Source organism: Thermomicrobium sp. CFH 73360, from assembly GCF_023806465.1.
GTDB lineage: Bacteria > Chloroflexota > Chloroflexia > Thermomicrobiales > Thermomicrobiaceae > Thermomicrobium.
This window is the reverse complement of sequence record NZ_JAMSLS010000003.1, coordinates 197,275-211,528: the sequence shown is the minus strand read 5'-3', so window position 1 is coordinate 211,528 and position 14,254 is coordinate 197,275. Positions and strand designations below refer to the sequence as shown.

Below are 14,254 nucleotides of genomic sequence, written 5' to 3'. Positions count from 1 at the left end.
GCCAATGCTCCCCCGCGTTGTCGCAGGCCTTTCGGTCGAGCATGAGCACTCGGGTGCCCTTGCGCTCCACCTGTCCTGAACCGGTTTACCCCGCGCGATCAACCAAAGCGCCTTGCACTCCCGACTCACCACCACGCAATCGCTGATCACGCACCTCACCAGAAACCGTTTGTTCGGCATGCGGCCGAGCCGTATGGCACAATCGGCGCACCGAAACGCCCCCGGAACACCGACTCCGCGGCCGAACACCAGCTTGTCCAGACGTGATTTCGCCTTGTCGATCCAAACGACGCCCCCTCCAACCCCCTGGCGGAGAACCCCTTCTCCAACCAACTGTTACCCTCACCAGCTTCTGCTTCGGTAACGCATCAGGGAGCAGGGTAGTGCGATCGTTCTCCCAATGATCCCCACCTTCACACAGGCTCTGGAGCTGTCCACCGCCTAACCACACTACTCGACCAGCTCTCATCGCCCGCCAATCCCGCGCCGTCCGCCGCCAACGCCTCTCCCATGCTCGTGCGAGTGTGCGACCTCGCGAACTTGTGCCCCGTGGTTGTCACGCGCGACATCAGAGACCGCTTCGGAAGATTCTTCGCTCTCGTCGCTTCCCTTCGCTGCCCCGGAGACCTCGCGACCGTGATTGTCCCGTGCCACCTCGCGCACCTCTTGGCCGTGGTTTCCCTCACCATCGTTTGACTTGGCAACCTCCGACACTGCACGACCGTGATTGTCGCGAGCCACGTCCCGCACCGGAGCTGGTGTGGGCTCGGCCGTCTCTGTCGGTTCCGGCGTCGGTTCCACCGTCTCGGTCGGCTCAAACGTCGGTGTCGGTTCAACCGTCTCCGTTGGTTCAACCGTTTCCGTTGGCGCTACGGTTAGCGATGGCTCCACTGTCTCGGTGGGTTCTACGGTCGGAGACGGCTCGACTGTCTGGGTTGGCTCCACCGTCGCTGTGGGTTCCACCGTCTCTGTAGGCTCAACCGACACCGATGGCTCGACCGTTTCACTTGGCCCCGGCGTTCCTTCTTGCAGGACAATGACTCGATCATCCTCTGAGGCGGCGGCAAACATATGCCGTACGCTCTCCGTCACTGTGCCACGCAGGCCACCTGGCCCCGCGAGTGCTGGCATCCCTGCGAAGAGGAACGCGAGCGCAGTCACTGCCACCGCCCACCGTCGGCCGAACCAAGCACGGCCTGGCCAGCGAGAGTGCCTCCCTGCCATCGGGAACGCCGAGCTCGGTCGCGAGCAGGAATCCGCATCAAGCCGGTCCACCGAGGGAGCGAGCGCTTCCCAAACCTGCTCATGTTCAGCACCGTACTGCTCCGACATTGCGTTCTCCTTCGCTCTGCGTCCGATCTGTCGTCATCCTGAACAACGCAGCATCACTGACCCCTTTACACCGCCTATTTCTCCTAGGCAGGTTGGTTCCCCTTGTACCAGTGAAGACCGCCCACGGTTTCGTCTTTCCCGGCACTGCGACGGTGCAGCTCGTAGAAATCCCCGCGACCCGCTTGGCCCTGATGTCTTAGGATCCTTCACGGCTGAACACGAAGAACAATCGATCGTTATCTACATGCTGCCAGTGCGGCACGATGTGCGGGCCTGTCCGAGCACCGACTTCGCTCTTGATCCGGCAGGCCCGCGGTGTGCTCTCTCGCTATGTCTCGGCATGAGCCGATCCCCAGAACGTCGTTATTCCGTGGCTAAGCTCGCCCGATTTCCACCGCTGCTCATTGCGGAAGCGGGTGGAGACAACGAAGGATGTTTTGCCCCTCGGATATTCCTGCCAGTCTTCCTCTTCCGTAGCCCCTTGACGCACATCGTGCACCCTGCTACCCTCGCCGCGGTAAATGTGTTGTGGGGGAGGGAGCGCTGTGCTCGTCCGCATGCCCGGTCGTTCCAGGTGACGCCGAGTCATTCCTTCCGTCAATTCGTGAGATCGAGCAATCAGGGTTTTTGAGTGCGAGAGGAGCACGGCGTGCCCAAGAAGAAAGTTCAGAAGGTCGTCCTCGCCTATTCCGGCGGGCTTGATACTTCGGTCATTCTCAAATGGATGAAAGAAACCTACGACTGCGAGGTCATCACTGTCACTGCCGACGTCGGCCAAGGTGATGATCTCTCCGGCATCGAGGCCAAGGCCCTCGCTACCGGTGCCTCGAAGGCCTACGTCCTCGATCTCCGCGAGGAATTCCTTACGCACTACGCCTTCCCCGTCCTTCGTTCCGGCGCCGTTTACGAGCGCAAATACTTGCTCGGCACGAGCTTCGCTCGACCGCTCATCGCCAAATATCAGGTCGAGATCGCCAAGCGTGAGGGAGCTGACGCCGTCGCCCACGGTTGCACCGGCAAGGGGAATGATCAAGTCCGCTTCGAACTCACCTATAAGGCGCTCGCCCCGGAACTCACCGTCATCGCCCCCTGGCGTGAGTGGGATCTCTCTGGTCGCGAAGCACTGCTCGAGTACGCCGCCTCACGCGGCATTCCCGTCTCGCAGTCCAGAGAGAACATTTACAGCCGTGACCAGAATCTTTGGCACCTCTCCCACGAGGGCGGCGAACTGGAAGATCCCTGGCAGGCCCCCAATGAGCGTGTCTACCAGATCACCGCGAGCCCTCAGGCTGCCCCTGATCAGCCCGAGGAGATCGTTCTCGGCTTCGAACAGGGCTACCCCGTCAGTCTGAATGGCGAGCGACTCCCGCCCGTCTCTCTCCTGCAGCGCCTCAACGAAATTGGCGGACGCCATGGCATCGGCCGCATCGATCTTGTCGAGAATCGCCTCGTTGGTATGAAGTCTCGTGGCGTCTATGAGCAGCCCGGCGCAACCATCCTTTCCGTCGCCCATAAGGAGCTCGAGTCACTCACCCTCGACCGCGAGACGATGCACTTCAAAGACATGCTCGCCTTAAAATACGCCGAACTCGTGTATTACGGCCTCTGGTATACCCCGCTACGCGAAGCGCTCGATGCTTTTGTGGACGTCACCCAACGCCCCGTCACCGGTGAGGTCCGCCTTGTCCTCTACAAGGGCAACTGCATCCCCACCGGTCGTCGCTCGCCACAGAGCCTCTATAGCATCGAGCTGGCGACCTTTGGCGCGGATGCCATCTATGACCAACGCGATGCCGAAGGCTTCATCAATTTGTTCGGGCTCCCGCTGAAGGTCGCCGCGCTGCTCCGGCAGCGGAGCCCGAACTCTTGACATGCGGCTCAACTTCGAGGTGACAAAATGGGGGTGCCAAAGGCACCCCCGTTTACCCGTGTCGCTTTCTTCAACTTATCACCAGGGATGGATCGTCGGCGAGTTGATGGCAATGATCATCCAGATAATCAGCCCAAGGACGTTAAGCCCAACGAATGTCACGAATGCCAAGAATCCCCACCCGTACCGAAATTCGTACCCGAAGAGCGGCTGCTGCGCCGCCACGACCTCCACCCGCTCCTCGACCACTTGGCTTGTCTGTCCCTTGGCCACGCTTCACTCCTCTCGTGCCAGGATGCTTGACCAATTGTCATCGCTTATCCTACCACGCGCCCACGACTTTGCGAAACCATTCACGAGCCAATCACGTGTTCGCTTTCCGTCCCCTTCGACGACTACTGTATCCTTCCCGCGGCTGCCGCCTCCGGCGCGGTGCCCCACCTGTGAACTTGCCCCTGCAGACGTGAGGCACCATTCTGCCACCTTGGGAGACCGCCTCGCGCCGTATCACGCAGAGTGAGGCCCTACCTTAACCCCACCGGCTGCTCGCTCGTCCCACTCCCCGCAGCTGTCACCGGTCTCCCCACCACCCGGCAGCCGCACCACATATTCACCCCGCTCCTCCGCCGCCTCAACCAACCCCTCACGGGCCAAGTCCGTCACCAGACGTTCCAACCATGCACGATGCGCGGGCGTGTAGTCTTCCCGGACCGCCCACCCAAGCTCGTCAAGCCGCATGCCACCCCATCGTCCACGCAACGCCTCGATGATCCGCCCTCGGTAGTACCGGCGCGACCCCGTGAACTGCTCACTCCGGCGTCGAGGCTTGCCGATTGTTCCAACTGAGCGGCACAACTCATGCACCGGACAATCACCACAGCGTGGCCGACGCGCCAGACAAACCCGCGCACCCAACTCCATCAGCGCCTGGTTCCACTCATACGCGCGATCGACCGGCAACACTCTCTCGGCAAGTTGATCCAGTTCCTGGGAAGTCGGTCGCGCATTAGGGCCAAGGAAGATCCGCGTCAGAACACGCGCAATGTTCGTGTCCCAAAACGCGACCGGTTCCCCAAAGCCAAAGCACAGCACCGCACCGGCGGTGTAGCGTCCGATTCCCGGCAGGCGCTGAAGTTCCCGCCGATCCTTCGGTATCGACCCACCATACTGCTCCATCACTGCGCGTGCCGCTCGCCACAGATACACTGCACGGCGGTTGTAACCAAGACCACCCCAGAGGCGAATCACTTCTGCGGGTGACGCTTGCGCAAGCGACTCAATCGTAGGAAAGCGCGCAAGAAAACGTTCGTAGTACGGGATCACTCGCTCGACCTGGGTCTGCTGCAACATGACCTCGCTTACTAAGATGTGATACGGATCGTGCGTTCGGCGCCAAGGCAAATCCCGTGCCTCCCTGCGGTACCATTCAATGAGCCACTCCTGAACCTCCGCGATCACCGCCCTTGCTCCCCCATAGCACGCAGGAGCATCCTACCCCAACTCTACCTGCCTTCCCACGCTCTAACTCCTTGTGCTCAGTCCCGCATCAGCTCACCCACCCGTTCAAGCGTGTCAAAACTCTCATCCTCTTCCAGCCTCTTACGACAAACGACCGCCACACACTGGCATGTTCTCTTACAGTTCCCCTTGACCACTGTGTCCGCGCCAACACATACCCGCTCTTCACGCAAGGACGGTCTCGCGCCGCCAGGGCTCGCCGCCTTCGGCGACGAGCCCCACTGAACCAAGACAACACGAAGGCGGCCACGTTAGGCCGCCCTCCGTGCCTCCTCCTCACGCGCGAGGCGTTCTCTTTCCTCCTCCGTTCTGGTGTACGGCGGCATCCCCCTCATCGGTTTCGTCCGCCAGAAACATTCGCACTCGCTCCCGCATCGCCTCGTACCACGAAGGCTGTGTGACGTCGTACCACTCCACTTGCTTCATCCGTCGCAGCCAAGTCAGCTGGTGTCGCGCGTACCGATGCGTGTCGTACTTGATTCGTGCGACCGCTTCTTCCAGCGTGAGCTTCCCCTCAAGATACAGCACGATTTGGCGGTACCCCAGCGCAGTCATCGCCGGCGCGTCTGGCGGAACACCTTCCCGGAGCAGCTGCCGCACCTCATCCACCAGGCCACGCGCAATCTGCCGTTCTACCCGCTCGTCGATCCGCCGGTAGAGCTCCTCGCGCGGCATGGTCAGCCCAAGCCATAAGACCCGCCATGGCGGTGACTCCTTCCCCTCGAGTTCGGTCATGCGTCGCCCGGTCGCGTGAAAAATCTCCAGCGCGCGGATCACCCGCCGTACGTTTTCCGGTGGGATCCGCGCCGCAGCCAGTGGGTCAACTCGTTCCAACTCACGGTGCAACACCTCAGGCCCTTCAACACGCGCTCGGAGTTCCAAGTGCGCTCGGAGCTCCGGGTTCGGCGGTGCCGGTGGAATCCGCCACCCTTCGAGCAAGGCTCGAAGATACAGTGGTGTCCCACCCGCAACAATCGGCAACCTGCCACGGGCATGGATCGCCTCAATCGCCGCACGAGCATCCCGCTGGTAAAGCGCCAGCGAGTAGTCGTCACGCGGATCCACGATATCGATCAGATGGTGTGGCACACCCTTGCGCTCCTCGAGAGAAGGCTTGTCTGTACCAATGTCCATTCCGCGGTATAAGTACCGCGAATCCGCCGAGACCACCTCACCGCCAAACTCCAGCGCCAGCCGGATCGCCGTCGCCGTCTTCCCCACCGAGGTCGGCCCAACCAACGCGATCACCGGTTTCCGCTTGCCCATCCCAATCGCCCCTTGGTAGACTCACCGCCGGTCGCGCGCCCCGTTACGTTCAGCGCCGACGGGAGGCCACGGTTCGTGCTCCGGGTCATGGTACAGGCTCTCAAGCTCGCTGCCGTACTCGTTCTTGCCGCCGTTATCGTCATCGCGGCACAACGAGCGCTCGTCGCTCGGCTCGAGGCGACGAGTCAACCGGCAGGAACCCCCGTCGTCTTTCAAGTTCAGCAGGATGAGTCGATTGACTCAATCGCGGAGCGTCTCCACGAGGCTGGCCTTATCCGTTCACCAGCCTACTTCAAACTGCGCATTCGCCTCAGTAACGCCGATACGCGCATCCGCGCCGGTCGGTTCACTCTCTACACCGGCATGTCGGTCGATCAGATCATTCGCACGTTGACGACCGCACCTGGCGTCCAGGTTGTCCGGGTCCGCTTCCAGGAAGGATGGCGTGCGGAACAGTACGCCGACGAACTCGTCCGGGTGGGGATCCTCTCCAGCCCTCAGCAATTCCTTGATGTTCTTCAGGCCAGCCGCTGGCAGACACGGTTTCCCTTCCTCGCCGACGTCCCCTCCACAGCGACCATCGAGGGGTTCCTTTTCCCTGACACCTATGAGTTTCGCATCGATGCGACACCCGAAGAGATCGTCGAAACACTCCTCCAAAACTTCGACCGCCGTGTGCCAGCGGAAGATCGTGCCCGCGCCCAGGAACTCGACCGCACGTTCTACCAGGTGCTCATCATCGCCTCGATCGTCGAACGCGAGGCCGTTATTCCCGAAGAACGCCCGATCATCGCGTCCGTTTTTTACAATCGTCTGCGTGAGAACATGCCGCTCCAGGCCGATCCGACGGTGCAGTATGCTCTCGGTACACCACAAGATTGGTGGCCATCTCTCGACAATCTCCCCGATCTGGCAACCGTTGATAGTCTTTATAACACGTATCGCTATGCAGGGTTCCCGCCCGGACCAATCTGTAATCCGAGTCGTGCCTCGATCGAAGCAGCCCTCTCACCAACCCAGACGGACTATCTCTACTTCGTGACGCGTGGCGACGGCAGCGGCGCCCATGTCTTCGCTCGCACCTATGAGGAGCATGTTCATAATATTCGGGAGCAGCACGGCGGATGACGAAGCGCCTCGGACTCATCGGCTACCCGGTTGAGCACAGCCTCTCTCCTGCATTCCAGCAGGCTGCCCTTGATGCCCTCGGCATTCCCGTCCACTACGAACTCTGGCCAACCCCACCGGCGGAGCTGCCCACTCGCATCGCCGCACTCCGAGAGCCCAACGTTGTTGGTGCCAACGTCACGGTCCCCCACAAGGAGGCTGTCACCCGCTTCGTCGATTCTCTGGCGCCTCGCGCCCTTCGCGCCGGGGCGGTCAACACCATCGTCGTGCGCAGCAACGGTCTCCATGGTGACAACACCGACATCCCGGGGTTTCTCTTCCCGCTCACCCGCCGCGGTTTTCCCATCGGCGATCTTCGTGTCGTCTTGCTCGGAGCCGGCGGCGCAGCACGCGCAGTTGTCGTCGCTTTCGCTGATCACCGTTGCCGCTCACTCGTGATCGCAAACCGTTCTCTGACCCGCGCCCAGGCCCTGGTCGCCGAGTTTGGCCTTGGTCGGGCATTACCCCTTGGGACAGAATTGCTCCCAGAATTGGCCACTGCCGATCTCCTCGTCAATGCCACCAGCGTCGGTTGGGATGGCCACTCCTCCCCAATCCCGCCTGAGTGGGTCGAGGCGTTGCCCTCGCATGCACTCGTCTACGACCTGACCTATCGCCAGACTCCTTTGCTTGCCGCCGCTCACACCCGTGGCCTTGCAACGCTCGACGGCCTCGAAATGCTCGTTGCCCAGGGAGCTGAGTCATTCCGCCTCTGGTTCCAGACGGATCCCCCATACGACCTCATGCTGCGCGCGGCCATAGACGCTCGCGCTCGCCGGTTCGGGACGAACGGGTGAGAGACGTTTCGGCCCCCATTTGCTACGCTCCGTTGCGAAACGACGACGGGAGGGTTTTGGTCACAGGGCCGAGGGAATGCCCGGATGTTCGATTTGACCGTCGCTTCCCTTCCGATCGCTGCCGCTGTCGGATTCGCGCTCGGCGGCCTCATCGAGCTCACTGCTCTGCGACTTCCCTCCGGGGAGCCCCTCCTCGGACAACCGGCCTGCCCAGCTTGTGGCGCACCAGCTTCCCACTGGAGCTGGCTCTTCCCTCGCCGCTGTGCCGCCTGCCGTTTCTTCCCTCGCTCACAGCTTGTGCTCCAGCTGTTGGCCGCTGGCACCCTCGCTGCCGCCTGGTTCCGTTTCCTCTCTGCGCCGCTGGATGCCTTCCGTGTCTCCCTCTTCACGCTCTTCCTCTGGCTCATCGCCCGCATCGACTGGACACACCACCTCATCTATCTGGTGACCGTCGTTCCAACCCTACTGCTCGCCACCATCCTTGCACTCTTGGCCTCGCCTCGTGCGCTCCTCTTGTCACTTGCTGGGAGTGCGGCCGCAACCCTGCTTTTCCTCATCTTCTACGGTCTCGGCAGGCTTCTCTATCGGCGCCCAGCCCTGGGAAGCGGTGACATCTTCCTCGCCGCACTCATTGGCGCAATGCTCGGCATCAATCGGTTCCTTCCGACCCTTTTGCTCGGTATGGCCGCTGCAGCGATCGCCGCACTGTGGCTCCTCGCCTACCGGAGCGCCAGCCGCCTTACCTATCTCCCGTACGGTTCATTCCTCGCTGCAGGTGCAGTAACCGGTCTCCTCCTCTGGGGACCTGCCTGATCCTCCGCATTCCCACGACACGGCGTGGGCCCGAAGCAGTACACATGGAGCCGCGCAGCACACGCCTACGCTCCCTTCCCCTTGCGCGTGGGATCGAGTTACTGGTGGCCAGGCGCTCGTTGCGCAGTTGCTCCCTTCCCCTTGCGCGTGGGATTGAGGCTGCACTCCGCTCTCCCGACTCACCGGCCAGGTACAACGATGTGCTTTTCCCCAGTGTGTTCGAACGACCTAACGTTATACAACTCTCACAGGCCTACTCCCGGCTCGGCAATGTCGGATGGCGCGCCAGTCTCGTGTGCACAACAACCAACCGCACCCCTACCCGTCCTTGGGTATCCCGTCGCGAGGAGGCGTCGGCAGTGGGCCCTACTCACAGCTGTCCTTCTCGGCCCACACGTGCCAACGATCAGCCCACCCAAACCTCACTCACTCGAGGCTCACTCAGCAACAGCACACGAGACGAAGCACAGGGCAGAGGCGGAAGATCCAGTACGCCCCCAATGACTCTGTTGCATCACACGTCCGCTCCGTCCGATCTGGGCGCCTGCGTCGGACGAGCCCACCCACCACGGAGAACGCAATGCAGCGTGTCCAAACTGCCAAACAGAGTCCCCCGAGCTTCACTGACGACATATCTCGAGGGAACTCGGAGCAGTAGTTCGGAATCCTTCAGCACTCCCAAACGTCCCTCATGGGTCCCTATCAGAATTTCACCTTGTCGCGCACTGCGCGGGAAAAGGGGCAGAGGGGATCTCGACAAAAGGAACCGTCACGGCGGTGAAACAGCACTGCCTACCCTCCCTCACCGCCAAATGACCCGGCGTTGACAGCACTCATCGTTTACCGCTGCTGCCGATGGCCTTCACGCGGGTGATAGCTCAGGATGAGGGGGTCGGTGCCATCGTCCGAACGGGTCTCCAGCCAGACGCGTCGTCCCCACAATCGATACACGTTTTCCAGCGTCTTCTCCGCCCACGGCAGGTCGAGTTTCCGTCCATCCCAAACATGCCGGAGATAGAGTTCGCGGTTCCCACGATAGTCGCCGTCCACAACCACAATCACCGGAATATGGTTTCCGCCGAGCTCATTCGCCAACCGATCACGAACTGCTTTCCAGTCCTTGTCAACCACCACGAGTTCGTCTCCGCGCCGCTCGTAGAGATAGAGATCCAGCCGTTCCACCAACTCCTCGGTGAGGTAGTTCCGCACCAGTGAAACGTCCGACTCAACTTCCCGCACCAGGAAGAGATGCTCTGTTCCGTACCGCTGCTCAATGTCGCAGAGTAACTCATACCCCAGCGCGTAGGGATTCAACCTTCGTCCTGCAGGCTGTAGCACGCTCGCGTGTAACCGCGCGAACTCGACATGTTCTTCGGGCGAGAGATCCAACGACCGTATGATCCGGGCGTGCCACAGCGTTGCCCATCCCTCATTGAGGACCTTGGTCTTGATCTGCGGCAAGAAATACAACATCTCCGTACGCACGATTGCGACCACGTCCCGCTCCCAGTCCTCCAGGATCGGTGAGTGGTCGTGAATGAACAACAGCAGGTCACGCATCGGTTCGGCTGGCGTCGTCGCTGCCTGCCGTTCCTCCCCTCCACTCTTATCCCCTCGGCTACGTTCCTCGAGCCTCCAAAGGTCATCGTACGGCGTCGACGGCCGTCGTGGTTGCTCAGCCCGCCGACGCGTCGACGTCTCCGAGGCAGCTGGATCGACATGCTCCTGAATCGAGAGCACCGCATCCAGGAGCTGCTCGACCTCCCCTTTCCCATGGGTGAATTCGTACTTCTCGATCCGCTCGGCGTGAAGCGATGCAATGTCGACCATGTCTCGCCGCGTCTCAGCGAAATAGGCGTTGTTCGCGAAGAAGTCCGCATGTGCCATGACGTGTGCTGCAACGAGCGTGTTCTGCAACAACGTGTTCGTCTCTAACAGGAAGGCATAGCATGGATCACTGTTGATCACGAGTTCATAGATCTTGCTAAGCCCATAGTCGTAGAGCGTCTTCTGTACCTGATACGCCTTCCCGTGCGTCCAGTGCGAGAATCGCCCTGGAAGGCCATATGCCCCAATCTCGTACATCACTGTCGCTGGCACGACCTCAAAGTGGACCGGAAGCGGCCGCAACCCGAGTCGTTCGCCCACCCCCCAGATCTCACCGATACGGCGTTCCAACTCGGCGATTGCGCTTGGCATCCCCTCACGCACGGGCCACCTCCCGCCCTACTTCTGGCCCAAAAAACCGCCGCAATGCCTGGTAGACGTCCGCTTTCTCGCTGATCGTCACCGTCACAAGCTTCGGACTACCGATGCGCTGCAGCGTATGCATCAATGTGCTGTGATAGGTGTAGCGACCCTGCCGGATTTCCCCGTATCCGAAGAGGTTCACGCAGCGCAAAAGTTCCTCCGCCAACTCGCGGCACCGCTCATTGTCCGAAGGCCAGTTGTCACCGTCTGAAAAATGGAACGGATAAATGTTCCATGCATCCGGCGGATAGTGCTCTCGAATCAGCTGGAATGCCAATTCGTAGGCCGTACTTGCGCGCGTTCCACCACTCTCCCCACGAGTGAAAAACTCCTCCTCAGTGACCTCTTTCGCCTCCGCATGGTGCGCAATAAATCGGATCTCTACGCGGTCATATTTCGTTCGTAAGAATCGCACCATCCAGTAATAGAACGCGCGCGAGATGTACTTCTCAAACGTCCCCATTGACCCTGAAACATCCATCATTGCAATGACAACCGCGTTCGACTCACGCTTGATGTCTCGCTCCCAGGTCTTGAAGCGCAGGTCCTCGTTGCTGAAATCACCAATGCGCGCCCGCCCCCTCCATGCATTGCGCCGCAGGTTCTCGCGCAGTGTCCGCCGTTTATCCAGATTGGCAAACGGCCCATGCTTGCGTATGTCGGTGAACCGCACCGCCTCCGACTCAAGTTCACGCAACCGTTTCTCTTCCAAATTGGGCAATTCCAGATCTTCGAAGATGAGTTCGCCAAGCTCGTCCACTGTGAGTTCAGCCTCGTAGTAGTCTATCCCTGGCTCATCGCCGGCGTGCGGTCCCACTCCCGGCCCCCGGCCATTCCCAACTCGCCCGATAACATCTCCAACCTGCGTTCCACCACTGCCCTGCCCCACCTGCCGCCCCGCCTCGGGATCAAAGCGGAAGCGATACTCCTCCAGCACACGGATGGGTACCCGCACGAGTCGCTTCCCATCGGAGGTAATGATCGATTGCTCGCTGACGATGTCCGCCAGGTTCCGCTTAATCGCCTCCTTCACCTTTTCCATGTGCCGCGCCTGGTCGATCGCTCCCTTCCGGTGCAGCGACCAGTCGTCACGTCGGATCGCCAGCGTGAACATGACCTGCACCCCCAATTGGCTCAGCGACTTAACAAGGCTCCAACGTACTTCAGCAGTTCGTTCGCACAAATCGGGCAGTACCCGTGATGCTGCACCAGCCGGTCGACCACTTCGTTGATCCGGCGTAACTGCTCTGGATCCGGCGTCTTCGATGACGTTGTGATCTTCACCACATCCTTGAGATCGGCGAACAACTTCCGCTCAATTGCCTCCCGCAACCGGTCGTGCGACGTGTAGTCGAACTTCTGCCCTCTTCGTGCCATCGACGACATCTTGATCAGCAGTTCCTCCCGGAACTGCCGCTTCTGGCTCTCCGGAATCCCGATCTGTTCCTCGATCGACCGCATCAGTCGTTCATCTGGCTCGAGCTCCTCCTCGGTGATTGGATCGATCACCTTCGTCCGATGCACATACGCCTCGACATTGTCGAGATAGTTATTGAAGAGTGTCCGCGCCGACTCCTCGAACGAGTAGACGAACGCCCTCTGCACTTCTCGCTTTGCCCACTCGTCGTACTCTTTTCGCGCCTCAGCAATCAGGTTGAGCAGCCGCTCACGCTCTTTGGGCGTGATGCTCGTATGCTGCTCGAGCCCGTCTTTCAGGCTTCGCAGGACATCGATCGCGTTGATGCAGCGCGTCCCCTCACGCACGATCGCCGCCGAGATCCGGTTGATCACATACCGCGGCGAGACACCATCCATCCCTTCCCGCGTTGCTTCCTCCTGGAGTTCCTTTACATCTTGCGGTGTGTACCCCTCAACCGTCTGCCCATCGTAGAGCTTCAGCTTCTTCATCAATGTCATGCCCGCTTTACGGCTTTCCTCCAGCCGAGAGAGCACCGCGAAGGTCGCCGCTGTTTCCAGGGTTCCTGGCGCAATGTGAACATCACGAATGCCGCTCTGCTTTAAGAGCTTCTGGTAGATCTTCACCTCGTCCGATACGCGCAGGTTGTACGGCACTTTCACTAAGATGATCCGGTCCTGGAGCGCCTCACTCCGCTTGTTCCCCACAAATGCGTTGTACTCGTGCTCATTGGTGTGACTGATCACCACCTCGTCCGCGTAGATCATCGGGAAGCGGCCCGTCTTGATGCTCTGCTCCTGTGTCAACGTCAACAGCACGTAGAGGAAACGCTCATCCACTTTCAACATCTCAATGAACTCAACCAATCCGCGATTGGCGATGTTCAGTTCCCCATCAAACCGATAGGCTCGCGGATCTGATTCCGCACCGACTTCCCCGATGGTCGAGAGATCAATACTCCCCACCAGTTCTGCAACGTCCTGGCTCTTCGGATCAGACGGCGTGAACGTGCCGATTCCTACTCGGTGCTTCTCCGAGAAGACGATCCGCACAACCGGGACATCCTCCTGCCGCCCACTAAAAGGCTGTCCGGGTCGGCTCCAGGGGTGTGTCGGGTCTCGCGGTGCTTCTTCCAGATGATATCGGCACCACGGACACAGTTCGCCTTCGATATAGACACCGTATTCCCGGTAGAAGTCTTCGCGGAGCGGTTCCGGCACCAGGTGCAGCGGTTCCTCGTGCATCGGACAACCTTTGATCGCGTACACCGCTCCTCGTGCCGTCCGCGTGTACCGCTCCAGTCCCCGCTTCAGCTTCGCGACAATTGTCGATTTGCCTCCGCCTACCGGTCCCATCAAGAGCAAAATCCGTTTGCGGACTTCCAGGCGCTGTGCAGCCGAGCGGAAGTACTCCACAATCTGCTCCAACGGTTTCTCGAGACCAAAGATCTCGTCGGCAAAGAAGTTGTACCGCACCCGTCCATCGGGTAGCTGCTCCACCCCAGCATCCATGATCATGTTGTAGATTCGGGCGTGCGCCAGTTGTGCAATGTGCGGATTTTTCACTACGAGCTCCAAGTAGTCACTAAACGTCCCTTCCCACTTAAGCTCGGCTTCCTCTGCACGATAGGCTTCCAGTCGCTCGAGAAGATCCATGACGGCTCGTCGCTCCTTCCCCTCGCATCCCGCAAGGCCGCGTTCTTCATGCATCGTTTCGCCTGTGCCCCCTTCCGTGCCTGAGTGACAGCGACACGCTCCACACAGCGCGCGAGCGCAGTTGAGAACCTACCTTGGGAAAGGTGGAAGAACACCGCCCCACGCGGTT

11 protein-coding genes are annotated in these 14,254 nt (G+C 60.5%); 4 read left to right on the top strand and 7 right to left on the bottom strand.

Features of this window, described 5'->3' with window-relative positions; translation table 11 throughout:
* Positions 1-465: 465 nt before the first annotated feature.
* Complete coding sequence (locus tag NET03_RS07640; RefSeq protein ID WP_252128317.1) at positions 466-1,332, bottom strand: adhesin family cell surface protein; 867 nt, start codon at positions 1,330-1,332, stop codon at positions 466-468.
* Between the two features lie 649 nt (positions 1,333-1,981).
* On the opposite strand from NET03_RS07640, the gene NET03_RS07635 reads away from it, so the two are divergent.
* A complete protein-coding gene (locus tag NET03_RS07635; RefSeq protein WP_252128316.1) occupies positions 1,982-3,202 on the top strand; it encodes an argininosuccinate synthase in 1,221 nt (406 codons plus the stop codon).
* 78 nt (positions 3,203-3,280) lie between these two features.
* On the opposite strand, the gene NET03_RS07630 is transcribed toward NET03_RS07635, so the two are convergent.
* The 3 genes from NET03_RS07630 to miaA form a co-directional block, all read right to left on the bottom strand.
* On the bottom strand, positions 3,281-3,475 hold the full coding sequence (locus tag NET03_RS07630; protein WP_252128315.1) for a hypothetical protein: 195 nt from the start codon (positions 3,473-3,475) through the stop codon (positions 3,281-3,283).
* A gap of 234 nt (positions 3,476-3,709) precedes the next feature.
* Positions 3,710-4,660 (bottom strand): iron-sulfur binding domain-containing protein, encoded by a 951-nt coding sequence (locus NET03_RS07625; protein WP_252128314.1) that lies wholly within the window; start codon positions 4,658-4,660, stop codon positions 3,710-3,712.
* Positions 4,661-4,996: 336 nt separating this feature from the next.
* Positions 4,997-5,986: a tRNA (adenosine(37)-N6)-dimethylallyltransferase MiaA gene (gene miaA, locus NET03_RS07620; protein ID WP_252128313.1), complete on the bottom strand. Its 990-nt coding sequence runs from the start codon at positions 5,984-5,986 to the stop codon at positions 4,997-4,999.
* A 75-nt stretch (positions 5,987-6,061) separates the two neighbouring features.
* On the opposite strand from miaA, the gene mltG reads away from it, so the two are divergent.
* The 3 genes from mltG to NET03_RS07605 all read left to right on the top strand — a co-directional run bounded on the left by mltG (position 6,062) and on the right by NET03_RS07605 (position 8,763).
* Positions 6,062-7,114 (top strand): endolytic transglycosylase MltG, encoded by a 1,053-nt coding sequence (gene mltG, locus NET03_RS07615; protein WP_252128312.1) that lies wholly within the window; start codon positions 6,062-6,064, stop codon positions 7,112-7,114.
* Positions 7,111-7,950: a shikimate dehydrogenase gene (gene aroE, locus NET03_RS07610; RefSeq protein ID WP_252128311.1), complete on the top strand. Its 840-nt coding sequence runs from the start codon at positions 7,111-7,113 to the stop codon at positions 7,948-7,950. The genes mltG and aroE overlap by 4 nt, the downstream gene beginning before the upstream one ends.
* 84 nt (positions 7,951-8,034) lie before the next feature.
* Complete coding sequence (locus NET03_RS07605) at positions 8,035-8,763, top strand: prepilin peptidase (protein WP_252128310.1); 729 nt, start codon at positions 8,035-8,037, stop codon at positions 8,761-8,763.
* An 840-nt stretch (positions 8,764-9,603) separates the two neighbouring features.
* Here the strand turns inward: NET03_RS07605 and NET03_RS07600 are convergent.
* Genes NET03_RS07600 through NET03_RS07590 form a run of 3 tightly spaced genes read right to left on the bottom strand, consistent with a single transcriptional unit; the run spans position 9,604 to position 14,085 of the window.
* The gene (locus NET03_RS07600) at positions 9,604-10,962 is read right to left on the bottom strand and encodes a SpoVR family protein (RefSeq protein WP_286207313.1); all 1,359 of its coding nucleotides are present in this window, start codon (positions 10,960-10,962) and stop codon (positions 9,604-9,606) included.
* A 4-nt stretch (positions 10,963-10,966) separates the two neighbouring features.
* Positions 10,967-12,127: a sporulation protein YhbH gene (yhbH, locus tag NET03_RS07595; protein ID WP_252128308.1), complete on the bottom strand. Its 1,161-nt coding sequence runs from the start codon at positions 12,125-12,127 to the stop codon at positions 10,967-10,969.
* 20 nt (positions 12,128-12,147) lie between these two features.
* A complete protein-coding gene (locus NET03_RS07590; protein WP_252128509.1) occupies positions 12,148-14,085 on the bottom strand; it encodes a PrkA family serine protein kinase in 1,938 nt (645 codons plus the stop codon).
* Positions 14,086-14,254 lie beyond the last annotated feature (169 nt).